Raw genomic sequence first — 23449 nt, forward strand, 5'->3', positions numbered from 1 at the left:
CGTGGATGCGGTCACTTGCGCAGCAGCCTCCCGGCGCGCTCACGCAGGACAGCCACCGTGTCGCCGTTCCTGGCGTGCGCCTTCTCGATCTTCGGATCGGTGACCCCGAGGGCCCAGTCACCGACGTGCACCGCCGCCGGCTTACGCCTGACCACGGCCTGGGCCGCGAGTGGGCGCAGCCGCCAGGCGCCGCCGTCCCAGCGCAGCAGCCCGAGGCAGGCGGACGAGGCGGCCAGCAGCTCGGGAGTGAGCGGGCCATGGCTCGCCGCCGGGTTCGCGACGACCGGGCTGACGTCGACGTCGAGGACGGCCCCGCCCAGGTCGAGCGTGACCGTCCGCCGCTCGGCGTCGAACGCGGCCGCGTAATCTTCCACGAGCACCGGCTCGGCGATCCGGACGGGGTGGCGGTCCAGCGGCACCGCGGCCGGCGCGACCGCCCTCCCGAGCAGGACCCGGGCGGTCACGAACGGGTCCGCCGCGTCGGCGAGCCGCGCCGCGTCCTCCCGCCACACCAGGTCGCAGCCCTCGAGCAGCGCCATCTCGACGATCTCGACCGCGCGGTGCTCGGCGAGCGCGCCCAGCAGGACCGGGTAGGCGCTCAGCAGGTGCCACAGCGCAGGCCCGACGATCGTGTCCACCTTCGCGGCGGTCACCCCGGCGCGCACCAGCCGTGGCGGCGCGTCCGCGCCGCCGGTGGCCTCGAGGATCCCGTGTACCTGGAGTCGGACAGCGGTGTCGTGCTCGGCGATCTCGGCGCCGAGCACCAGCAGCCGACCGGACACCCGCTCCGCCGTGTCCGCGTCCGGTGTCCAGCCACCTCGCCAGGCGAGCAGTTGGGCGCGCGTCCACAGGTCGGCCCAGCGCCGGACCGGAAGCCGCGCCGCGGCCTCCACCGGGCAGGAGGCCCGCAGCTCGGTGGCCAGGCCGTCGACGAGCACCGCCAGCCGGCGCAGGCCCGCCTCGGCCCACGCGGCCTCGCGCGCCCGGGAGCTCGACGAGACCAGCTCGTCGTCGACGCCGCGCCAGCCGGTGATCGCCAGCTCGCGCAGCCACGACCGGCAGCCGGCGAGCACGCCGTTCCCCTCCGGCCCGGACGCGCCGGCCGCCGGCAGCCCGTTCCCCTCCGGCCCGGCGTCCCAGGTCAGCCGGTCTCGACCGAGCGCCATGTCGAAGCCCGTGAGCAGCGCGTCGTGTGCGGCGCCGAGGAGCGCGGCACGGGCACCGGCCAACGCCACCAGCGCGTCGTCACCGGCCGACCCGACGACGATCTTTTCCACGGCCTCCGCGGCCCGCGGGCCGAGCGGGGTCGCCGCTACCGCGCCCGCCAGGGCCTCGAGCGCGTCGACGGCCGACGGGCTCAGCCGGCCGAGGCCGTCGGCCAGAGCGTCGTCGAACCCGTCCACCACCGCGAGGGTCGCCTGGACGCCCCCGGGCACGGACCCGGTCAGCGCACCCAGCTGAGTCGCGCGCATCTACAGCACCGCCCGTTCCGCCGGGAACCAGTCGAGCTCGGGAACGGGCCCGGCGATGTCGGGCCGCTCCAGGTAGCCGAGATGTCGTAGGAAGCCGCTGAAGACGGTCGCCGCGGGCTGCTTCTCCTGCTGCCCGCTCAGGCCGGCGATCAGGCCGGTGGCCGACGCCGCGCCGTCGCCGACGTCGGCGCGCAGGTAGCGCGCGACCCGGTCCGCCCCGTACTGGAGCACCGCCGCGTCGACGAGCGCCTGGAGGTGCTTGCACATCGCCCAGGTGTTGAGCCCGCCGCAGGGCCGGTTGTTGTTCGTGCTGCAGTAGTACGCGTGCGTTCCGGCTGCGATCGACGAGACGTACACCCGCTCGATGTCCGAGCCGCTCGACACGACCCCCTGCAGCCGTCCGTCGGCCAGCTCGACGAAAGGCACCTTCGCCAGCGCCCGGGGCGGGACGGGCRCCCCGACCCGTCCTGTGCTGCGCCGCTCCTCGTCACCCGTCGCCACCGTTCATCGACCTCCGTCGCTCGACCGGCCGTCACCGACCGGTCGCTACCGATCAGCCCGGTCTGCCCGCTGTTGTATCGCGGGGGTCCGACAGTTCTAACCGGGGCGATCAGGACAGATCGGAATGGGCTACACGGCGACCCGGAGCAACCACGTGCCAGTGTGCGACCAGAGCTGGGACGGGCAGCCCGCGGATACCTTCGCCCACATCAACATCCGCGGTGCCGTCCCAGCGAACTGATCCATACCGTCTTTCGATTCGTTCGAATTTTGGCTACGCCGGTACGGGAAGTGGAAGATCATGGACGCTGGAGTCACCGAACGCACCGTCCTTCCCCCAGACGAGTCCCTCGACGATCTGGTCGCCTTCATYGGACAGGTCAGCCATGCGGAGAGCCACGCCGAGCTGATCGGACCCGACGGATCGCGCACCCCGCTACCGGCGGCCGTCTACGAGGTGCTCCAACACGTCGTGCTCGCCATGGCCCACGGCCAGGCGGTCACCATCGCACCCCACCACCAACAGTTGACCACGCAGGAAGCCGCCGACATTCTCGGCGTCTCCCGTCCCACCCTGGTCAGGATGTTCGACGACGGGCGGATCCCCTACACCCAGCCAGGCCGTCACCGCCGAGTCCTCCTGCGTGACGTGCTCTCCTACCAGGAACGGCGACGAACCGCACGCGAGGCCGCCATGGACGAACTGGTCGCCCTCGCCGAGGAGCTCGACGGCTACCGCGCGACCGACAGGCCCTACCGCCGCACGGAAGCACCATGACCTTCGCCGCACTGCTCGACACGTGCGTCCTGTTCCCCATGCACCTGCGCGACAGCCTGTTACGCCTCGCGATCACCAGAACGAGTATGTAAGTGGTTGCTGTAGCAGCCGTTTCCGCACTCATTCTTACGAGGTAGAGCTGCCAGAATCGCGAACCGCACGTCGAGCGGGCTCCGCGCGGCCCACCGGTCCGGGCTGTTCCCTGGCCGGCCGCTCCCTGGCCGGCCACGCTGGCCACGCCGTTCGTAACGGATACGTATGGCTACCTGACCGGCGCTCCAGGCTCGGCTCGGTCCGCGTCCACCGCATGGCTGTTACACCTGTACGTACACCTGTACGCGTCACTCGCCGAGCGCCGCTCGGCCATCATCCACCTGGCTGTTGATTGCCGCGGCTGGCCGTCGTCGGGTTGGGTCAGAGGAGTTCGACCTCGGCGGTGGCGGGCGGTGCGGCGTCGTGGTGTCCCGAGCGCTGGGTGGGTAGCCAGCAGCGGGTGTCGAGGACGGCGCGGGCGCGGCGGGCCACCAGCTCCCGGGAGAACGCGTCATGGTCGACCAGGACGATCACGAGATCGGCGGCGGCGACCTCCTCGGCGTCCGCCTCGACCAGGGCGACACCCGACGGCAGGCAGGAGGCGTCAACGTGCGGGTCCGCGGCCCGCACGTCCGCGCCGAGCCCGGCGAGCAGCGCGGCGACCCGCACCGCCGAGGACTCCCGGACGTCACCGGTGTTCTTCTTGTAGGCCAGCCCGAGCAGCAGGATGCGACTGCCGTTGACCGCGCTGCGCCGGCGGTTGAGCATCTCCAGAACCCGGCGCACGACATGGTCGGGCATGTGGTCGTTGACGTCGTTGGCGAGCTCGACGAAACGGAAGCTGCGCCCGAGGCTGCGCCGTACCCGCCACGACAGGTAGGAGGGGTCGATGGGCAGGCAGTGCCCGCCGACCCCGGGGCCGGGGGTGAAGCGCAGGAAGCCGAACGGTTTGGTGGACGCCGCCTCGATCGCCTCCCACACGTCGACCCCGAGCTCGTGGGCGAACATCGCCAGCTCGTTCACCAGGGCGATGTTGACGTGGCGGAAGGTGTTCTCCAGCAGTTTGGTCAGCTCGGCGGTGCGGACCGAGGCCACCGGCACGGTCGTCTCGACGATCGAGTCGTAGAACGCCCGCACGGCCCGCAGGGACCGCTCGTCGATGCCGGAGATCACCTTCGGGGTGTTGACCAGGTTCCAGCTCGGGTTGCCGGGGTCTATCCGCTCGGGCGAGTAGCCGAGGAAGAACGACTCCCCGGCGGCGAGTCCCGAGGTCTCCTCCAGCAGCGGCCCGAACAGCTCGTCGGTGGTGCCGGGATAGGTCGTGGACTCCAGGATCACGGTGGCTCCCCGCCGCAGTAACGGCCCGAGGCTGCGCCCGGAGCTCTCGATGTAGGAAAGATCCGGGATGCCCTCACGCAGCGGGGTCGGGACGGTCACCACCGCGACGTCGAATTCGGACGCGTCCTGATAGTTCGATGACGCCCGGTAGCGGCCGCTGTCGATGGCCTCGGAGACGGCCAGGCTCGGGATGTCCTCCACGTAGGACTCACCGTTGCTCAGCCGTTTGACCCGCCCTTCGTCCACCTCGATCCCGACCACGGACCAGCCGACCTCGACGGCCCGCATCGCCAGGGGCAGACCCACGTAGCCCTGCCCCACCACGACGAGCTTTCCGTAAATATTCATAAGCAGAGAGTGACATATCGAATCGAGGTCAAAGCGGAAGCATGCCCCGTGTCGCGTCACAACCTGAAGACCGCCACCAGATGGCACCCGACGGGCATCCGACACGGACCCCCGCGTGGACGAGCGGCGCGACACCGACATCRGCGGTCACGATGCCAGCATCCCGCCGTGGCGCCGATGCCGGYGGCGTCGGCGCCGATGCCGATGCCGGCGCCGATGCCGATGTCGGACGCGACATGACGAACACCGATCCACACTAGTAGTAGTCTCTCTACTACTTAATGTAGCCATCTTTCGATCTTCGATCAGACTCGGATCCAGCTGGCCACCAGCGGCACGGCCATGATTTTTCCGTGCCGGCGACGGCGAAGGACCCTCCGGACCATCCCAAGGCGGTGGACGACGTGGCGCTTTCGGCAGCCATCGCACTCCTGATCACCGCGGTCACGACACCGGCCGTGATCGCGGGCATGCGGCGCCTGGCCGTCATGGACGCCGTGACCGAACGATCRTCACACCTGGTGCCCACCTGCCGGGGCGGCGGAGTGGCCATCGCCCTCGGCCTGTTCGCCGGCATGCTGGTACCCATCATCGACCCGGCCGTGGACGCCCCCGCCGAGCTGTTCACCGTGGTGGTGGCGGCGTCGCTGTTCGGCCTGCTCGGCCTCGCCGAGGACACCCATGGCGTGGCCGCGCTCCGCCGACTCGGCCTACAGATGATCGCGGCGGCGCTGACGATCGTCGCCTGGGTCGCCGTGGCACCGCCCGACCTGCCGGTCGCGGTCATCCCGCTGGCCGCCTGCGCGGCGCTGGTGTGGATCGCAGGCTTCACCAACGCCTTCAACTTCATGGACGGGATCAACGGGATCTCGTCGGCCCAGACCCTGCTGACCGGCGTGGCCTTCGCTGTCATCGGGCACCGCAGCGGCCTGGACTTCCTCACCTACGGCGGGGCCATGGCGGCCGGGGCCGCGCTCGGCTTCGGCCCCTACAACTTCCCGCGGGCCAGGATCTTTCTCGGCGACGTGGGCAGCTACGCCCTTGGCGCGCTGATCGCCGTGCTGACGCTGCTGGCCGTCGCGCACGGTGTGCGGCCCGACGCCGTCGTCGCCCCGCTGCTGGTCTACCTCGCGGACACCTCCTGCACGCTGCTGCGGCGGGTGCGCTCCGGCCAGCTCTGGTACGCGCCGCACCGCGGCCACGTGTACCAGCTGCTCACGGTAGCGGGATGGTCGCACACCCGCGCGACGCTCGCGGTCTCCTCGGTCACCGCGGCGACCGCCGGCCTCGGCATCGTGATCTACAGTGCCGACCTGGCGGCGCGGGTGGCCGCCGGCATCGCCGCCGTCCTGCTCGTCCGGATGTATCTGCTGCTCCCCCGCTACCTCGACGGCAGGCGGCGACAGCCCCGGGCCGGCGCCGCCGCGCCCGGCCGGCACCGGGCCACGAACCCGAAGATGAGTGGACACGGCGAAGCCCTGCACAACACCACCCCCGCGGTGTGACAGCCCCGAACGGCAACAACCACAATGATCACGAGAATCTCCGCGCCGCGATGACAGCCGCCCGCACGCCCGGCACGGGTGGGCCCGCCGGCCCCGCGGCACCGTGGCACATCCTGATCGTGTGCACGGGGAACCTGTGTCGATCGCCGATGGCCCAGTACCTCGCCACCGCGCTGTTACAGGAGGCGCTGGGTACCGCCGCCGCACCCGGGGTGACCGTCACCAGCGCCGGTACCAGCGCACATGACGGCACGCCCATCCACCCGCACGCCGCGTCCGTCCTGGCCGGCCGTGGTCTCGATCCGCGTGCTTTCACCACCCGCCGCCTGCACGTCGGGCTGCTCGACAGCGCCGATCTGGTGCTGTGCGCGGAGCGCGGGCACCGCGCGGCCGTCGTGACGACCGCGCCGAAGACCGTCAGCCGTACCTTCACCCTGCGGGAGTTCGCCCGGGTGACCGCCGGGCTCACACCCGCCGACATCAGCCCGGGCACCGCCTACCCGGGCGGGGCCCGCAACCTGGGCGGAGCCCGGCCGGCCACCGACCCCCTCCGCCGGGAGCCGCTGCCCCCGACCCCGGAGACGATCCGGATGTGTGGCCAGGCCCTTGTCTCCCGCGCGTTGGCCCGCCGCGGCCTCCGCCGTCCCGCGACTCCCGCTGACGACGACATCCCCGACCCGATCGGATCGACGGTCGAGACGTTCCGGATGTGCGCCGAACAGATCGGCGAGGCGTTGGCCCAGCCGCTGGAGCTGCTGGCCCGTGCCGCGAGCGGCATCGCCCGGTGATGCGGACAGCGCGGCAGACGGCGTCCGCAACCGTCCGCACCGAGCGTGGCCCGGATCAGGCCAGATCCGGATCTGGCCTGATCCGGGCCTGCTGGTCGTTGAGTACGCTTTTTCGGCCGTTAAGCGTACCCGACGACAAACAGACAGCGATCTTCCCCAGCGGCCGTCGCCCACCCACGGGTACCGTCGTCCGCATAGTTACTTGTGGTTACATAACTGGTGTTCTGGACGACGGCATCGGTAACGGTTGCGTCTGCGGCAACGACAGCGGTTGCGACGGCGGCAGCCCTCGCGACAGCGGCGGTTGTGACGGCACCGGCTCCACCGGCGACGATGGCACCAGCGGCACCGATGATGGCGGCGCGGACGGCGGTACCGGCGCCGGCCGGGACGGATGGACCTGCTGGGGTGGGCGGGCCTGCTGAGTCCACTGCCGCAGCCAGGGCAGAACCCGCTCACCGACCATGGGCGGCGAGATGAAGTAACCCTGCGCCTCGTCGCATCCCCAGGCCGCCAGCAGCGCCCATGACCCGGCCGTCTCGACGCCTTCGGCGACCATCCGCAGGCGCAGGGTGTGCGCCAGGGCGAGCGTCGATCGGACGATCTCCCCGGCCGCGGGGTTGCGCTCGACGTCCCGCAGGAAGGCACGGTCCAACTTGAGCTCGTCCGCGGGGAGATCCCGCAGGTAGGCCAGGGAGCAGTAGCCACTGCCATAGTCGTCGAGGCTGACCCGCACGCCGAGCGCGCGCAGCCGGGCGAGGGTGTGCTGCGCGCGCTCCCGCTGCATCATCAGGGAGTCCTCGGTGATCTCCACGCAGAGCGCGGACGGGCGGACACCCGCCTCGCTGAGGGCTTCGTGCACGCCGGGGACGAAACCGGGGTCGACGATCACGGGTGCGGGCACGTTCACCGACACCGACAGCCGAGCGCCGGCGGCGTGCCAGCGTGCGCAGTCCGCGAGCGCTCTGGTGAGGATCTGCCTGGTCATGACGGGCATCAGGCCGGCGGCCTGGATGTCGGGGAGGAAGGTGTCGGGCGTGCGAATCCCGTCGACGGGATGCCGCCAGCGCACCAGCGTCTCCATCCCGGTGACCCGGCCGGTGCGCAGGTCGGCCTTGGGCTGGTAGTACGGCTCGATCTCCCCGTTGCGCAGGGCGGTGCGCAGTTCGGCGCGCAGCCGCAGCCGGGCCGGGCCGGGCCGGGCACAGCTCGAGTCGTACACCCGGTGGCCCGTGGACGACTTCTTCGCCTCGCCCAGGGCGGAGGTGGCGTTGCGCAGGAGTTCGGGCACGTCCTGGCCGTGATCGGGAGCGATCGCGATGCCGATGCTCGCCTCGACCGGTACCGGCGTGCCGGCGAGCGTGCACGGCTCCCGGAGGACGTCGCGGACGCCGGCCGCCGCGGCCTGTGCCCGTTCGGCGCCCGTGTTGCGCAGCAGCAGCGCGAACTCGTCTCCGCCGATCCTTGCCGCCAGGTTGCCGGCGCGTCCCAGTTTGCGGACCCGCCGGCCCACCTCGATCAGCAGCCGGTCGCCCTGCTCGTGGCCGAGGCTGCTGTTGATCTCTCGGAAACGGTCGATATTGATCAGTAGTAACGCGCCGGAAGCGCGGCCAGGGCGTCCCGCGTCCTTCTGGTCCCGGTCCGGCTCCTGGTCCGAGCCCGGGTTCGGGTCCGGGTCCCGGCAGCGCGCCGGGCAGCCGTTGGAATGTTCCTCGAACAGACGCGCGGCCTGGCCGAGAAATCCGTGCCGATTGGCGAGGCCGGTCAGCTCGTCGGTACCCGCGAACTCGCCGACGCGATTTTCTCGCATACGGCACAGCGACAGCATGGTCGCCGTGATCACGACCAGAATCAGCGAACACGCCGAGAGGACCATCCACAGACCGGCCTCGGTATACAGGGCCGTCCAACACACCAGCGACGTCGAGGCCGCTGTCCAGCCGACCAGGGTGGCCACGACAGCCCGCGGCCGGAGCGGACATGACAGGACGGCGTGCGCGGACGGCCACTGCCGCCGCGCCGGATCGGTGACGCGGCCGACCATGCGGCCGATCGGATCCGCGACCGGGCGAACCGGTCGGCGGGACAGCCGGTCCCGCGTCGCGCGTCCGTCCGGGGCCCGGTGCCGGGTCCACCGCTCGGGCACGAACAACGTCACCATTGGACTGATGATCTGCTGGCGGGATCCCGGCCGGCGCGGCCGCTGATGTCTACAGGCATCGATTCCCCTGAAATCCGGACTTGGGTGCTCTTGGCAGGCGGTCCGAGAGTAACGCGTCGGACTCGCCCGGTATGGATGAACTTCAGCTTCCGGAACAGGGCTGTTCAGCCTGCTAGCAGGCATTTCACGGCTGTTTCGACGGCCGTCGGACACAGTCGGCCAGCAACACCCACGGCGTGGTCTGCTGGAGAGGTCACAGCGTGGTCTGCCCCGGGCGCGGCGCGCGGGGCGCTCACCTGCCCCGGGCTGCGACGCTTCGCGGGGGCACGCTCGCGGGAGCGGCGTTCGGCGGAGCGGTCCGAGCGGTGATGTCGGTCGGCCGGCGTCCGTGGCCGCCGTAGTCGCCCGCGAGCAGGATCTCGACGATCCGCTCACCGGCGCGTCCGTCCCACAGCGCGGGCCGCCGTGGCCGCGGGGGGCGGGCGAGCACCTCGGTCGCCACCGCCACAACCCGTTCGGGATCGGTACCGATGACCTGATTGGTACCTTCGGTGACAGTAATCGCGCGCTCTGTCGTGTCGCGCAGCGTCAGGCACGGGACGCCCAGGACGGTCGTCTCCTCCTGGACTCCGCCCGAGTCCGTCAGGACGACCCGGGCGCCGGCCTGCAGGGCGAGGAAGTCGAGATAACCGGCCGGCGGGAGCGTGGTCACCCCCGCCGGCAGCCGCCCCTCGACCCGAGCCCGGGTCCGGGGATGCAGGGGGAACACCAGGGGACACTGCTCGGCGACTTTCCCGAGCGCGCCGAGCAGCCCCGCCAGGACGTCCGGGTCGTCGACGTTGGCCGGGCGGTGCAGGGTCACCAGCCCGTATCCGCCGGTGTGCAGCCCGAGCCGGGGCAGGGTCGGCCGGGCCCGCGCGCGCTCGATGTTCGCCAACAGGGTGTCGACCATGACGTTGCCGACGAGGTGTGTCTGGTCGGGTCGGTAGCCCTCCCGGCGGAGGTTGCCGGCGGCGTCCGGCGAGGTGACGAACAGCAGGTCGGAGACCCGGTCGACCACCACCCGGTTGACCTCCTCGGGCATGGCCCAGTCCCGGCTGCGCAGCCCGGCCTCGACGTGCGCCAGCGGGATGCCGGACTTGGCCGTGACCAGCGCGCAGGCGAGCGTGGAGTTGACGTCGCCGACCACCACGACGACGTCCGGGCGGACGGCGGCCAGCAGCGGCTCGAAGGCCGTCATGACCCCGGCGGTCTGGCCGGCGTGGCTGCCCGAGCCGACGTCGAGGAAGTGGTCGGGGGCCCGCAGGCCGAGCTCGTCGAAGAACACCCCGCTCATCGCGGCGTCGTAGTGCTGACCGGTGTGCACGAGCGTGGTGGCGGCACCGCGCTCCACGGCCGCGGCCAGGACCGGCGCGACCTTCATGAAGTTGGGCCGGGCACCGGCAACGAAGAGGACATGCACGAGGGGACTCCCTGCTCGAGGCGTCGGGCCGGCCGCCGGACCGGTTGGCGGCCGGATCGGCTGGCGGCCGGGCTGGCGGCCACCGCATCCACCGCCGGCCGGCCCCGCTGTCCGCGGGGTTCCTTTACCCGCGGGAGYCACTGCCTACGGGATCCATGGGATCCAGCAGCCCACCAGATCTAATTACTCCAGGTGACCATATCGTCGCCACGCCGGACGTGTATACACGGATCGTATCTGTTCGATTACGATAAGCTCTGTCGCGCCGACTGCACGTTTTCCACGCCATCTCGTAGCCATCTCGTACTCACTCGCACCTGGGAGCCAACCGTGAACTTCGCCCGCATCGCGTGCGCAGCGCCGAGGTGGCTGCGGTGACCGGACCAGCAGGACCAACAAGGCCAACAGGAGCAGCGGTAGGACCGACAGCGGCGGCCGATACCGCGGGCCGTCGGCCGCTGCGCGTACTCCTGATCACCCACTACTTCCCGCCCGAGGTGGGCGCCCCACAGGCCCGCCTCGCCGAGACGGCCCGAGCCTGGGCGGCGGACGGCCTGGACGTCACGGTCCTGACCGGGATGCCCAACCACCCCACCGGCGTCGTGCCGCCGGAGTACCGCGGCGCGTGGCGGCGGATCGAGCGACGCGACGGCTACCGGGTGATACGGACCTGGCTGTACGCCACCCCGAACGAGGGAATCGCCCGCCGGACCCTGTCACACCTGTCGTTCACGGTGACCAGCGTGCTGCTGGGCGGGCGGGCGGCCGGGGCGGCCGACGTGGTGGTCGTCTCGTCCCCGACCTTCTTCCCGCTCGGCTCGGCGTGGCTGCTGGCCCGGCTGCGGCGCGCACGCCTGGTGGTCGAGGTCCGCGACCTGTGGCCGGCGATCTTCGTACAGCTCGGCGTGCTGCGCGACCGCCGGGTCATAGCCGCGCTCGAACGGCTGGAGATGGCCGCCTACCGGGCCGCCGACGCCGTCGTCACCGTGACCGACGGCTTCCGGGACGACATCGTCGGACGCGGCATTCCCGCCGGCAAGGTCCACACGATCCACAACGGAGCCGACCTGAGCCGGTTCAGCCCGGCCACACCGGCGGCTCTGCCGGCCCCGTCGGCCCCGCCAGCACCGCCAGCCCTCCCGGCCCCGCCGGCACCGCCGGTCGCGGCAAAGCCTGCGCCCCGAACGGAGCCGCTGGGCCCGCCGGCCGCGTCGCCCCCGGTCGGTTCCTCCTCGGCGGAGCAGGCGTCCCGGACGCTACGTGCCAGGCTCGGCGCGCGCCCCGGTGACACGCTCGTCCTCTACATCGGCGCCCACGGCATCTCCCAGGGGCTGGTCTCGGTGGTGGACGCCGCGGCCGAACTCGCCCGGGATCCGGTGCACGTCGCCCTCGTCGGCGAGGGGGCCGATCGCGGGCGGGTCGCCGACCGGGTCGCCGAGCTGGGGCTCACCAACGTCACCATGCTGCCCGCGGTCAACCGCGACGAGGTGCCGGCCATCGTCGCCGCGGCCGACATCTGCCTGGTCCCGCTGCGGGACGTGCCGCTGTTCGCCACCTTCATCCCGTCGAAGATGTTCGAGCTGCTCGCCGCCGGCCGGCCGGTCATCGGCGCGCTCGCCGGTGAGGCCGCCCGGATCCTCTCCGAGGCGGGCGGGGTCGTCGTCCCACCCGAAAACCCGTCGGCGCTGGCCCGGGCGGTCCGCGCCCTGGCCGCGGACCCGGCCCGGCGCGCCGCCATGGGCGCACAGGGCCGGGCCTGTGTGGTGGCGCGTTTCGACCGTCAGGCGCTCGCCCGCCGCTACCGTCACCTCCTCGAGGAGGTGACGGGCCGTACGGTCACCATTCCGCGACAACGTCCGCGCCCCGTGGACGACACCGCCGAGTTGTGCTGGCCACCGGTGCCACCACCCCGACTGGCAGCCGGACCGCCCGGACCGTCCCGACCGGCGACCGGACCGCCCAGACCGTCCCGGCCGGCTGGTGAGCCGCGCCGGCCAGCAGACGAACCATCCCAGCCTGTAACCGAACCGCTCCTGTCGATACCCCTGCCGCCTCTGCCGGCGGGCGGGCCGGCAGAGGCGCCGGAGGCTTCCGGCGTACCCGGCGTACCCGGCGGAACCGGTGGAACCGGCGGAACCGGTGGAACCGGCGGAACCGGTGGAACCGGCGGAACCGGTGGAACCGGCGGAACCGGCGGAACCGGCGCGTCCGGCACCTTCGGAACGACCGGCGTCACGCCTGACATCACGACCGCCATCCCCGGGCAGCGAGGACGCGCATGAGGCTGCTGGTGACCGGCGGAACCGGATTCCTCGGACGCCGGGTGGTCGCGGGCGCGGTCCGGGACGGGCATCACGTCGTCGGGCTCGCCCGCGGCGCGGCGGCCGCCCAGGCTCTGGAGCGCGCGGGCGCGCAGGTTGTCGCGGGCGATCTCGACGACCCCGCCTCGGTGGACGCCGCGTTCCAGGCCGCCAAGGGCGACGTCCTGGTCAACCTCGCCTCCCTCGGCTTCGGGCACGCGGACGTGATCGTGTCGGCGGCCGAGGCGGCCGGGCTACACCGGGCGATCTTCATCTCCACGACCGCGATCTTCACGACGCTCCCGGCCGCGACAAAGCGGATCCGGACGGACGCCGAAAAAATGATCACCAGCAGCGGTCTCGACTGGACGATCCTGCGCCCCACCATGATCTACGGAGGTCTGGACGACCGGAACATGGCTCGCCTGCTGGCCGTGCTGCGCCGCTCCCCCCTGCTGCCCCTGCCCGGTGGCGGCAGCCGCCTGCAACAGCCCGTCCACGTCGACGATCTCGCCGCCGCCGTGCTGGCCGCGGCCCGGCTGGAGGTGTGCGTCGGCCGCGCCTACAACCTCGCCGGGCCGGAGGCGCTGACCTTCCGGACGATCGTGGCGGAGGCCGCTGCCGCGGTCGGGCGCCGGATCGTCACCGTTCCGCTCCCGCTGCGCGCCACGCTCGCCGTGGCCCGCGGATACGAACGGCTGGCGGCCCGCCCACGGCTACGCGCCGAACAGATCGCCCGGCTCGCCGAGGACAAGGCGTTCCCGATCACCGACGCGGCCGCCGACCTCGGCTTCGCGCCACGACCGTTCGCGCGGGGCATCCAGGCCGAGGCGGCGCTGCTGGCCGAAGGGCGCCGCTGACGTGACAAGCCTGCGTGACGTCACCGACCCGCGCCCGCCGGCAGACCGTGGGGCCACGGCCGTGGCCAGCGCCGCCGGCCACCCGACGCCGAGCCTCAGCCCGGCCAGTGCCGCCCCCGGTTCCCGTGCCGGCAGCGGTACCGCAGGCAGCGCCGCCTCCGGCACCGGCACCGGCACCGGCACCGGCACCGGCACCGGCACCGGAGATGGTTCGCTGGCCGCTGCCTCCCCCGTGGCGGCCACGGGTGTGCGGCCGGGCCGGTACCCGCGGGCCACCCGGTACGCGCGGACCGTCCGGCACCTGCGTCCACGGCAGATCACGGCCCGGGTGCGGCTTCGTGGCCAGCGGGCCTTCGCCCGGCGTTTCCCCTGGACGACCGATCGGCTGCTGCGGCTGGCCGCCCCGGAGATCGGCTGCTGGCCGCCCGCCTTCGTACCGTTCGACGGCCGCCTCGCCGCGCCCTGGCCGGACCCGGCCGAGCTGATCGACGGGACGCTGACCCTGCTCGGCCACACCCGCCGGCTGCGTGTGCCGGACGGTGACCCGGCCGAACTCGACTGGGCGCAGGACGGCGCGCCGCTGCTGTGGCGCTACCACCTGCACTACTGGGACTGGGCCTGGACGCTGACGGCGCACGGTGACCGCGACGAGGCCCGGGCCGTCTTCGCCCGGCTGTACACGTCATGGCGGGCCGCCACGCTGATCGACAGCAGCCGGGACGCCACGGCGACCCCCGGCGGACAATTCGTTACACGCCGTGGCCGCAGGCTTGTGCCGCCGGGCGCCGGCACCGCGTGGGCGCCCTATGTCGCCTCCCTGCGCGCGTGGACGCTGTGCGGGCTGTTCGAGCCGCTCGCGCGGGGCGGTGCGGCCGAGGCGGCCGTCCGCGCCGACCTCGGCCGGCACGCGGCCTTCCTGCGGGCGCACCTGGAGACCGACGTCGGTGGCAACCATCTGGTCAAGAACCTCAAGGCCCTGATCGGGCTGGCGGTGGCCGGCGGCGACGCCGCTGGCCGCCGGCGGTGGGTCGAGAGGCTGCGTCGCGAGGTCCGCCGGCAGGTGCTGGCCGACGGCGGTCACTACGAGCGGGCGCCCGCCTACCACTGCCAGGTGCTCGCCGACCTCGACGACGTGGTCCGCCTGCTCGCGGCGAGCGGCGCGGCAGTGCCGGACGATCTGCCGGCTGCGATCGCCCGGATGCGCGACTGGCTACGCACGGTACTCGGCCCGGACGGGGAGGTGCCGCTGCTGAACGACGGCTACCCCGTCCCCGCCGACGCGGTGGACCACCTGCTGCCCGGCGACCGCGAACCCGTCAGCGGCAGACTCGTCAGCACCGGAACCACCAGTGCCAGAACCACCAGTGCCGGAACCACCGGCGTCGGCACCGGGTCGCGGCTGCTCGCCGACAGCGGTCTCGCCGTGTTACGGGCGGGCGGCTTCCACCTCGTCGCCGATGTCGGGCCGGCCTGCCCGGACACGCTGCCCGCGCACGCCCACGCCGACACCCTCGCGTTCCTGCTCTGGTACGACGGTGTCCCCCTGATCGTCGACACCGCGACCTCGACCTACGATCCGGGGGCCGTCCGCGACCACGAACGCTCGAGCGCGGCGCACGCGAGCCTGGTCGTCGACGGCACCGACTCGACCGAGGTCTGGGGTGCCTTCCGCGCCGGCCGCCGCGCCCGCGCGGCGATCACCCGGATGGCGCTGGACGGCGACACAGCGGTCCTCACCGCGTCCCACGACGGCTACCGGCGCCTGCCCGGACGCCCGTCGCACGAACGCACCTTCACGGTCCGGCCGGAGCGGGTGACGCTCACCGACCGGGTGACGCGCACCGCCCCGGCGACCGAGCGGGAAGCCGGGCAGCGGGGCCATCGAGTCGAGATCCTCTTCCCGCTCACCCACACCGCGACCGCCACCGTGGACGGCCTCGACACGGTCCGGATCAGCGGCAGCGGCAGCGGCAGCGGCAGCGGCAGCGGCAGCGGCAGCGGCAGCGGCAGCGGCAGCGGGGAGATCGTCCTGCGTGTGCGGAACGACCCGGCCGCCGCCGTGACGGGCCGCTGGGAGCTGCGCCCGACGCACCGTGCGCTCGGCTGGCAGGACACCGTGCCGGCGCTCACCGCCGCCTACGTCGTCGATCACGAGCTGCCCGTCGAGATCCACACGGACATCGAGATCGGCCGGCCGGCCGACGCCCGGCCGCAACCACCAGCTCGGCCGACGGCAGCGGACCAACCGGATGCACCGAACCAACCAGGCATATCAGGCCAGCCAGACGTATCAGGCCGGTCGGGGGCACCAAACCGGTCAGAGGCACCAGGCCGACCGGAAGCAGCAGGCCGACCGGAAGCAGCAGGCCGACCGGAAGCAGCAGGCCGACCGGAAGCAGCAGGCCGACCGGAGGCGCCGGGCCAGGCGGGAGCCAAGAGGGTGGAGCGGACGTGAAACAAGTGGTGCAGGCGGTCAGTGGGGGCGCGGTCGAGGTTCTCGACGTCCCCGCGCCGCGGATCGGCCCGACCGAGGTGCTGGTCCGGACCGCGGCGAGCATCGTCTCCCCCGGGACGGAGCGGGCGGTCACCGCGCTCGCCCGCTCGGGGCTGGTGGCCAAGGCCCGGGCCCGTCCCGACCTGGTCCGCCAGGTGGTCCAGCGGGCCCGGGCCGACGGGATCGGCCCGGCCGCCCGCGCGGTACGGGCCCGCCTCGGCGGGGACATCCCGCTCGGCTACAGCGCGGCCGGGACCGTGCTGGACGTCGGGGAGATGGTCGACGGGACCGGCATCGTGCCCGGGCAGCTCGTCGCCACCGGTGGGGCCGGCTGGGCGAACCACGCCGAGGTCCAGGCGGTGCCCGGTCTGCTGTGCGTGCCGGTGCCCGCCGAGGTACCGGCCGCGGACGCGGCGTTCGCGACGGTGGGCTCCATCGCCCTGCACGGGCTGCGCCTGGCCGACGTCGGGCCGGGCGCCAAGGTGGTGGTCGTCGGGCTTGGCCTGGTCGGCCAGCTCGCCGCCCGGATCGCACTGGCCAGCGGATGCGACGTGGCCGGCATCGACGTCGCCGACCTGCCGCTGGCCGCGGCCGACCGGGCCGGCGTCCTCACCCTGCGTGAACAGGGCGAGGCCACCACGRCCGCGGTGCTGCGCTGGGCCCGTGGGCGGGGCGCGGACGCCGTGCTGGTCTGCRCCGCCACCCGGACGTCGGATCTCATCGGTCGGGTGCCGGCGCTGTGCCGGGACCGCGCGACCGTGGTCGTTGTCGGGGACGTCGGGCTTGAGCTCGACCGCACGCCCTTCTACGACCGGGAGCTGTCGGTGCGCTTCGCCCGCTCGTACGGTCCCGGCCGCTACGAGCGGGCGTACGAGGACTGGGGGGTGGACTATCCGGCCGGTCAGGTCCGCTGGACAGAGGGCCGCAACCTGGAGGCCGTCGTCGACCTGCTGGCCACCGGCCGGCTGAAGGTCGATGACCTGGTCACACACAGTTTCGCCGTCGACGACGCCGCGTCCGCCTATGCTCTGGTCGAGAGCCGGAGCGAGCCATACCTGGCGATCCGCTTCGACTATGACGTCTCCCGGACACTGCCGGAGAGCATCGTCCTGCCGTCCCGGCGCGGGCAGCCGGGACGGCTGTCGGGGCTGTCCGGGCTGCCGGGGCCGTCCGGTGCCTCCCGGTTGTCCCTGCCGCTGCGGCTGCCCGGGTCCTCCCTGGCGGCCGGGCTCTCCCGGGTCCCCGGGCTGCCCGCCCTCCCCGGGCCTGCCGGGGCACGCCGCGCCGCCCGCGCAGGCGACAGCGCACACGGCGACAGCTCACACGACAACGGCGCACACGGCGACGGTGCACACACCGACAGCACACGGGACGCCGGCCGGCGCTACGGCATCGGCTGGATCGGCGCCGGCGCCTTCTCCGCCACCGTGCTGCTGCCCGCCTTCCGGGCTGCGGGCTTCGACCGCTTCGTCACGGTCGGCTCGGCCGGTGGGTTGCGCGCCCGGCGTTTCGGGGAGCGCGCCGGCTTCACCCGGATCGCCGGCAGCCCGGACGCCGTCATCGACGATCCCGACGTCGACGTGGTGGTCATCGCGACCCCGCACGACGCCCACGCGGACCTGGTCGTACGGGCGCTGAAGGCCGGCCGGCACGTCTGGTGCGAGAAGCCGCTGGCGCTGTCCTTCGACGAGCTGCGGGCGGTGGCGGACGCCGCCCGCAGCGCCGACGGCGTCCTGTTCACCGGCTTCAACCGGCGCTGGTCACCCGCGGCCCGGCTCGCCCGGGAACAGCTCGACGCCCGGACGTCCCCACTCACCATGATCTACCGGGTCGCGGCCGGGAAGGTCACGGACGGGCACTGGTACGCCGACCGCCGCCAGGGCGGACGGCTGCTCGGGGAGGTCTGCCACTTCGTCGACACCTGCACGTTCCTGAACCCTTCGGAGATCGTGTCGGTGCGGGCGCATCCGGCCGGACGTGGGGGCGTGCTGCTCGCCGACGACGTGACGGTCGTGCTCGGGCACACCGATCAGTCGGCCTCGGTGATCGTCTACTCCTCCGCGCGCCCGGCCGGCGTCGGCAAGGAGCGTCTGGAGGCGCTGGCCGGCGACACGCACCTCGTCCTCGACGACTTCCGGTCGCTGACCGTCGGTGGCCGCACCGTCTGGCAGGGACGCCAGGACAAGGGGCACGAGGCGGCCGTGCGCGAGTTCCACCGGCGGCTGCGCGATGCCGCCGACGGCGCGGCCGGGCAGGAGGACCTCGGCCTGGTCACCTCGGCGCACGTCCTCGCCGCCGCGGCGACGGCGACGGTGGGCGCGCTGGCAGGTCAGGCCGAACCGGCGGCGACGCCCACAGCGCTGGCGGGACCGGTGGAGCCCGCGGCGCCGACGCTCCCGTCACCAGCCTCGCTACAGGCACCGTCATGAACGGAGCACCGTCATGAACGCCGCCGCGAGCCCTGGCAGACCGGACGCAGCCGGACGTACCGTCGGATTCGGCACCGCCGCCGATGCCGCCGGTCGGTGCGCCTCCTTGCGGGCCGGGTCCCTGACCGGCGGGTCACGCCGCCCAGCTCGGCAGTGGCCGGGCCAGGAACACCGCCCGTGAGCACAGCAGGTTCGGCCGCCGTCGGACGGCCCACCGGTCGAGACGCCCGGTCACGTTCGATGGCAGAACCCCGTGCAGCCGCCGCCAGGGAAGCCCGCCGTCGGGCAGCGTCGTGACCACGTCCAGACCGCTGTCGCGAACCAGTCGCAGAGCAGAGTCGAAGGTAAAGAACCGCAGGTGAGCGGTGTCCATCACGCCGGTCCGGCTGTATTCGAACCGGCCGCGGACGAACCTGACCCGCTGGCTGTAGTGCAGGACGTTGGGCAGAGCCACCACCACCAGCCCGTCCCCGGCAACGACCCGCCGGGCCTCCGCCAGCAGCCCGGCGGGATCGGCGAGGTGTTCCAGGACGTGCGACAGCAACACCAGGTCGTAGGAGCCGTCCGCGGCGAAGGGCAGGCCCTTGGTGAGGTCGTACAGGTGGACGGTTTCACACACCCGCTCCGCCACTGCCAGTGCGGCCGGGTCGCTGGTGATCCCGGTGACGCTCCACCCGCGTCCGGCCAGCAGCCGCGCGCTGTCACCGGCGCCGCAGCCGCAGTCGAGTGCCCGGCCGGGCGCCCGGCGGATCAGATCGAGAAGGATCTTGTTGCCGGCGCCGCGGGATCGCGGATCGGTGGGGACCTCGGTGGACATCAGGGTGGACATCAGACTGTTCCCCTACGTGCGGTGACGACGGAACGATGCGTGTTCACTACTATGTGCAATATATCGTGCACTTGAAGTAACAGAAAGAGGGTGTCACCGCATGCCACACGCTCTGATCACCGGTATCACCGGCCAGGACGGGCTGTACCTGGGCGAACTCCTGCTCGACAAGGGCTACGAGGTGTTCGGCCTGGTCCGCGGCCAGTCGAACCCGAAGGTCGCCATGGTCGAGAAGACACTGCCCGGGATCCGCCTGCTGGCGGGCGACCTCACCGACCTGCCGTCCCTGATCGGCGCGGTCGAGGTCGCTCAGCCCGACGAGGTCTACAACCTGGGCGCGATCTCCTTCGTCGGCCTGTCCTGGCGGCAGGCGGAGCTGACCGGGGAGACGACCGGCATCGGTGTCCTGCGGATGCTCGAGGCGATCCGAATAGCCACCTCGGACGAGATGTCGCGCGTCCGCTTCTACCAGRCGTCGAGCTCGGAGATGTTCGGCRAGGTGCGCGAGACCCCACAGCGGGAGACCACCGCCTTCCACCCGCGCTCCCCCTACGGGGTCGCGAAGACCTTCGGGCACTACATCACCGTCAACTACCGTGAGTCGTACGGCGCCCACGCCGTGTCCGGCATCCTGTTCAACCACGAAAGCCCACGCCGGGGCACCGAGTTCGTAACCAGGAAGATCACCCGAGGGGTCGCCCGGATCGCGCTCGGGGCACAGGAGAAGATCGCGCTGGGCAATCTCGACGCGCGGCGGGACTGGGGGTTCGCCGGCGACTACGTCGACGCCATGTGGCGGATGCTCCAGCGCGACACCCCCGAGGACTACGTCATCGCCACCGGGGAGACGCACTCGGTGCGCGACCTGCTCGACGCCGCATTCGGTCACGTCGGCATAGCCGACTGGAGCCCGTACGTCGTCCAGGACCCGCGCTTCCTGCGGCCCGCCGAGGTCGACGTGCTCGTCGGGGACGCGTCCAAGGCGCGGGATCTGCTGGACTGGCGGCCGGCCGTCGACTTCCGCACCCTGGTCGCGATGATGGTGGACGCCGACCTGGCCGCCGCGCGTGGCGAGCTCGACCGTGAGCCCGTCCCCACGCGCGGCCACACCGTCCCACCAGGCTAGAACGGCCGCCGGGCCGCTACGCCGTCATCGCTTCACCACTTCGCCGCTTTGTCGCTTCGTCGCTTCGTCGCCGGTCCGCCACCATGCGGGACGGTCAGCTTGCCAGGGCGCCGGGACGAGCCCGCTCGGCCGGCGCCGGCTCGTCCCGGCCGAGGAGGAGCCGGCGGGTCTGCTCGGCGTAAGCGTCCGGATCGGTCACCGTCCGCGCCCATTCGCGCGCCCGCCCGCCGGCCTCGACCAGCCGGACCCGGTCCGCCAGCACCTGCTCCAGCAGCTCGGCGAGGGCCGAGGCGGACTCGTCCACCGGTGACCAGCCGGTCATCCCGGCGACATAGGCGTCGGACGAGCCGCCGGAGACCGGCGCGACGACCGGGCAGCCGGCGAGCTGCGCCTCGACCAGCACGATGCCGAAACCCTCCCCGCTGCTGGGCGCGCGGACCCTGGTCCGGGTGCACAGCGCGAACAGGTCGGCGGCGCCGTAGAGCCGCGCCAGTTGCGCGTCGGACGGCGAGACGTATAGTTCGGCGTCCACCCGGGCGAGCAGGTCGACGAGGTCGGTGGGTGCCGGGCCCTGCCCCGCCACGACCAGGCGCACCGCGCCGATGCGCTCACGTACCCGGCGGGTCGCCTCGACCAGCTCCGCCACGCCCTTGCCCCGCCACTGCGGCAGCCGGCAGACGGTGAGCAACACCGGGGTGCGGTCCGCCACGGCCAGCCGCGGCATGCTCAGCAGGGTCTGCCGCCAACCCGGGTCGATGCCGGGTGGCAGTACCGCCGGGACACCCAGCGACAGCATGGCGCCCGCGCTGAAACTGCTGATCGTCAGAGGGCGGGCTCGGGAAAGCCGGGTGAGCAGCGTCCGGCGCAGCGGCCTGGTCCCCCAGATGTCGGTGCCGTAGAACGCGACGAACGAGCGCGGCGGTCTGGCTGCCGCCGTGACCACTGCCGCCACCGGGACGAGGCCGGGATGCCCCACCAGCAGGCAGCGGATCGGCGCGTGCCGTCGCGCGGCGGCCAGGGCGCGGGCGGCGAAGACAGCCTTCGCGGTGAGGCTGGGACGGCGTCCGGGAGCAAGCAGATCCACCCTGCGCACCTGGGTGCCCGATCCGTCAAGAGCCTGCTCAAGTGTGGCGAGATAGCGCTCGATACCGCCGCCGAGCCCCAACGACGGCGCGAGCAGCAGCACGTCACCAGTCCGGCCGTCMTGCCGCACATGGCGATTGCGACTTACAGAGTTCTTCATGTCACACATTGTGCTCGAGAACCATTCCAAACCGACGACACCGACACACAGGTCCCGCCGTACACCGCAGCACCGTCCCGTGCCGTGYCGCCCCGTGCCGCCCCACCCGACGCAGCCCCGCGCATCCCGAGGCCGCGGGCCGTCACAGCGAGGGCTCGCCGAGGCGAGGAACGCCGAAATCTCCGCCGTTAGACTCTTAGAGTTACTAATCTGCTACTCTCAGCTCCCAAGGACCTCTGGCTACCCGGCGCAGACAGGACAACCGAGAGCGCTCGGGAGCGGGACGTCCGATCAGGGATCGGCGGCCGGATGGATGGATCGCCATGCGGAGGAGGGGTGCACCCCGGCTGCCGGGCGCCGACTGACAGYCGGGGCTGAAGCCGACTGACAACAGCCCGGGCAGGCGCGTCCCAGGGCGTCGCGAGCCGGGACGGTCCCTCCTCGGTCGTTCCCAGCGGTCCGGGGTAGCCGAGCCGCCGGGTCTACATCAAGTTGGCACTCACACGTACGGGAGAGCCTGTGGAATACAAGAGCGCCTTCGGGAACCGTCGTTCGGTCGCGGTCGGCGCCGCCCGACCCACCATGACGGACGACGGACGACGGCGATGACCGACCACCCGGCAGACGTGGTCACGATCCCCGCCAGGATCACGAATCTGCGAGACCGCATGTACGGCCAGTACGCCACCACGCACGCCGGTATCAGGGCTCCCACAGCGGACGACCTGGTCTTCCGCCAAGAGATCCGGGCCCATCTGCCCGCGGATCGTGACATCGACGTCATCGACATCGGCTGTGGGCAGGGGGCCATCGTCCGACAGCTCCTCGATGYCGGCTACCACCGGGCACGAGGCGTCGACATCAGTCCCGAACAGGTGGAACTCGCGCGCCAGGCGGGGCTCGGCCACGCGGTCGACGTGGGTGACGCGACGAGCGCGCTGCGGGCCGCGCGCGGTGTCGACGCCGTGATCGCCACGGACCTGTTCGAGCATCTGACCAAGCCCGAGGTGCTCGCTGTCTGGGATGCCGTCCATGCCGGGCTGCGTGAGGGTGGTGTGCTCATCGCGCGCGTACCGAACGCGGTAAGCCCGTTTGGCGGAAACTACCAACACGGTGACTTCACCCACGAAACCGCGTTCACCGCCAGAAGCGCCCGCCAGGTGGCCCGGACCGTCGGCTTCACGCACGTCGAGATTCTTCCCTGTGAACCGATTGTCCACGGCGCGCGCAGTGCGCTGCGCTGGGCGGTCTGGCGAGCGCTCAGCGGGTCGCTCTCCGTCGCTCTCGCGGCGGAGACCGGCGTGCTACGAGGCCATCTGTTCACCCAGAACATTCTGGTCGTCGCTCGCAGGGACGGCAGACGGCCCAATGCCTGACGGCACGCCGGAACACCATCCGGAGTAGCTGCCACGAACGCCGGGGAACGTTCGTTCCGCGACGCTTCCGCTGCCCGCTACCACGGCCTGTGACGCGCGACTTCCCGGGCCATGTGTCACACAGTCACCGACCACCCTTTGTCGCGCCCGGCGTCGTCAGCCCGTGGCGGCCGACGGCCAGGATCGACAGTCAGGATCGGTGGTCGAGGTCGACGGCCAAAAGGGTGGAGCACGTGTCGAACCCCTGAGCCCGGGCTCGCATGGTTGGGCCCAGACCCGCGGTGATGTGACGCACACGACCCAGTCATCGCTTTACGCATCAGAAGCGCTACTCTTAGTAGCGATACGCCATCGCTGACTATCTACCGACCACCCTTTCAAGGACCGGTACGTACGGTATCCGACC

The 23449-nt window shown here is 72.3% G+C and carries 15 protein-coding genes and 1 pseudogene; 9 read left to right on the forward strand and 7 right to left on the reverse strand.

Features of this window, described 5'->3' with window-relative positions:
- Positions 1 to 11 precede the first annotated feature (11 nt).
- Together BL254_RS06265 and BL254_RS06270 are read right to left on the reverse strand one after the other, a co-directional pair.
- Positions 12 to 1472 (reverse strand): hypothetical protein, encoded by a 1461-nt coding sequence (locus BL254_RS06265; RefSeq protein ID WP_076842765.1) that lies wholly within the window; start codon positions 1470 to 1472, stop codon positions 12 to 14.
- Entirely contained in the window at positions 1473 to 1973 is a 501-nt protein-coding gene (locus BL254_RS06270; RefSeq protein WP_076842766.1) for a hypothetical protein, read from the reverse strand. It abuts the gene before it with no gap.
- A gap of 301 nt (positions 1974 to 2274) precedes the next feature.
- Here BL254_RS06270 and BL254_RS06275 point away from each other — a divergent pair, with 301 nt between their 5' ends.
- Positions 2275 to 2751 (forward strand): helix-turn-helix domain-containing protein, encoded by a 477-nt coding sequence (locus BL254_RS06275; protein WP_076842767.1) that lies wholly within the window; start codon positions 2275 to 2277, stop codon positions 2749 to 2751.
- Positions 2752 to 3165: 414 nt separating this feature from the next.
- Here BL254_RS06275 and BL254_RS06280 read toward each other — a convergent pair whose 3' ends face one another.
- The gene (locus tag BL254_RS06280) at positions 3166 to 4470 is read right to left on the reverse strand and encodes a nucleotide sugar dehydrogenase (RefSeq protein ID WP_047222422.1); all 1305 of its coding nucleotides are present in this window, start codon (positions 4468 to 4470) and stop codon (positions 3166 to 3168) included.
- Positions 4471 to 4823: 353 nt separating this feature from the next.
- Between BL254_RS06280 and BL254_RS06290 the strand changes: the two genes are divergently transcribed.
- Together BL254_RS06290 and BL254_RS06295 are read left to right on the forward strand one after the other, a co-directional pair.
- Complete coding sequence (locus BL254_RS06290) at positions 4824 to 5975, forward strand: glycosyltransferase family 4 protein (protein WP_076842768.1); 1152 nt, start codon at positions 4824 to 4826, stop codon at positions 5973 to 5975.
- A gap of 50 nt (positions 5976 to 6025) precedes the next feature.
- Entirely contained in the window at positions 6026 to 6763 is a 738-nt protein-coding gene (locus BL254_RS06295; protein WP_047222494.1) for a low molecular weight phosphatase family protein, read from the forward strand.
- Positions 6764 to 6971: 208 nt separating this feature from the next.
- Here the strand turns inward: BL254_RS06295 and BL254_RS06300 are convergent, their stop codons facing one another.
- Both BL254_RS06300 and wecB read right to left on the reverse strand, forming a co-directional pair.
- Positions 6972 to 8909 (reverse strand): bifunctional diguanylate cyclase/phosphodiesterase, encoded by a 1938-nt coding sequence (locus BL254_RS06300; RefSeq protein WP_254857845.1) that lies wholly within the window; start codon positions 8907 to 8909, stop codon positions 6972 to 6974.
- A 307-nt stretch (positions 8910 to 9216) separates the two neighbouring features.
- The gene (wecB, locus tag BL254_RS06305; protein WP_047222424.1) at positions 9217 to 10386 is read right to left on the reverse strand and encodes a non-hydrolyzing UDP-N-acetylglucosamine 2-epimerase; all 1170 of its coding nucleotides are present in this window, start codon (positions 10384 to 10386) and stop codon (positions 9217 to 9219) included.
- Between the two features lie 458 nt (positions 10387 to 10844).
- On the opposite strand from wecB, the pseudogene BL254_RS28195 reads away from it, so the two are divergent.
- The 4 genes and pseudogenes from BL254_RS28195 to BL254_RS06330 form a co-directional block, all read left to right on the forward strand.
- A pseudogene (locus BL254_RS28195) lies at positions 10845 to 12200 on the forward strand (glycosyltransferase family 4 protein); the annotation flags it as partial.
- A 464-nt stretch (positions 12201 to 12664) separates the two neighbouring features.
- Positions 12665 to 13546: an SDR family oxidoreductase gene (locus BL254_RS06320; protein WP_076842770.1), complete on the forward strand. Its 882-nt coding sequence runs from the start codon at positions 12665 to 12667 to the stop codon at positions 13544 to 13546.
- Between the two features lies 1 nt (position 13547).
- Positions 13548 to 16001 carry a heparinase II/III family protein gene (locus tag BL254_RS06325; protein WP_076842771.1) on the forward strand — a complete coding sequence of 818 codons (2454 nt, stop codon included), beginning with the start codon at positions 13548 to 13550 and terminating at the stop codon, positions 15999 to 16001.
- On the forward strand, positions 15998 to 18469 hold the full coding sequence (locus BL254_RS06330; protein WP_254857848.1) for a bi-domain-containing oxidoreductase: 2472 nt from the start codon (positions 15998 to 16000) through the stop codon (positions 18467 to 18469). Before BL254_RS06325 ends, BL254_RS06330 begins: the two co-directional genes overlap by 4 nt.
- Before the next feature lie 133 nt (positions 18470 to 18602).
- Here the strand turns inward: BL254_RS06330 and BL254_RS06335 are convergent, their stop codons facing one another.
- Positions 18603 to 19298, reverse strand: coding sequence for a bifunctional 2-polyprenyl-6-hydroxyphenol methylase/3-demethylubiquinol 3-O-methyltransferase UbiG (locus BL254_RS06335; protein WP_052914461.1), 696 nt, complete (start codon positions 19296 to 19298; stop codon positions 18603 to 18605).
- Between the two features lie 100 nt (positions 19299 to 19398).
- Here BL254_RS06335 and BL254_RS06340 point away from each other — a divergent pair, with 100 nt between their 5' ends.
- Positions 19399 to 20424, forward strand: coding sequence for a GDP-mannose 4,6-dehydratase (locus BL254_RS06340; protein WP_076842772.1), 1026 nt, complete (start codon positions 19399 to 19401; stop codon positions 20422 to 20424).
- 94 nt (positions 20425 to 20518) lie between these two features.
- Here the strand turns inward: BL254_RS06340 and BL254_RS06345 are convergent, their stop codons facing one another.
- Complete coding sequence (locus tag BL254_RS06345) at positions 20519 to 21610, reverse strand: glycosyltransferase family 4 protein (protein WP_175648302.1); 1092 nt, start codon at positions 21608 to 21610, stop codon at positions 20519 to 20521.
- A 662-nt stretch (positions 21611 to 22272) separates the two neighbouring features.
- On the opposite strand from BL254_RS06345, the gene BL254_RS06350 reads away from it, so the two are divergent.
- Positions 22273 to 23043 (forward strand): bifunctional 2-polyprenyl-6-hydroxyphenol methylase/3-demethylubiquinol 3-O-methyltransferase UbiG, encoded by a 771-nt coding sequence (locus BL254_RS06350; protein ID WP_076842774.1) that lies wholly within the window; start codon positions 22273 to 22275, stop codon positions 23041 to 23043.
- Positions 23044 to 23449 lie beyond the last annotated feature (406 nt).

This window comes from Protofrankia sp. BMG5.30 (assembly GCF_001983005.1).
In the GTDB taxonomy this organism is placed as follows: domain Bacteria; phylum Actinomycetota; class Actinomycetes; order Frankiales; family Frankiaceae; genus Protofrankia; species Protofrankia coriariae.

Bases quoted from the DNA above. Each gene is read 5' to 3' on its own strand.
- BL254_RS06265 (WP_076842765.1), bottom strand. From the start codon at position 1,472: ATGCGCGCGACTCAGCTGGGTGCGCTGACCGGGTCCGTGCCCGGGGGC.
- BL254_RS06280 (WP_047222422.1), bottom strand. From the start codon at position 4,470: ATGAATATTTACGGAAAGCTCGTCGTGGTGGGGCAGGGCTACGTGGGT.
- BL254_RS06295 (WP_047222494.1), top strand. From the start codon at position 6,026: ATGACAGCCGCCCGCACGCCCGGCACGGGTGGGCCCGCCGGCCCCGCG.
- BL254_RS06320 (WP_076842770.1), top strand. From the start codon at position 12,665: ATGAGGCTGCTGGTGACCGGCGGAACCGGATTCCTCGGACGCCGGGTG.
- BL254_RS06335 (WP_052914461.1), bottom strand. From the start codon at position 19,298: ATGTCCACCCTGATGTCCACCGAGGTCCCCACCGATCCGCGATCCCGC.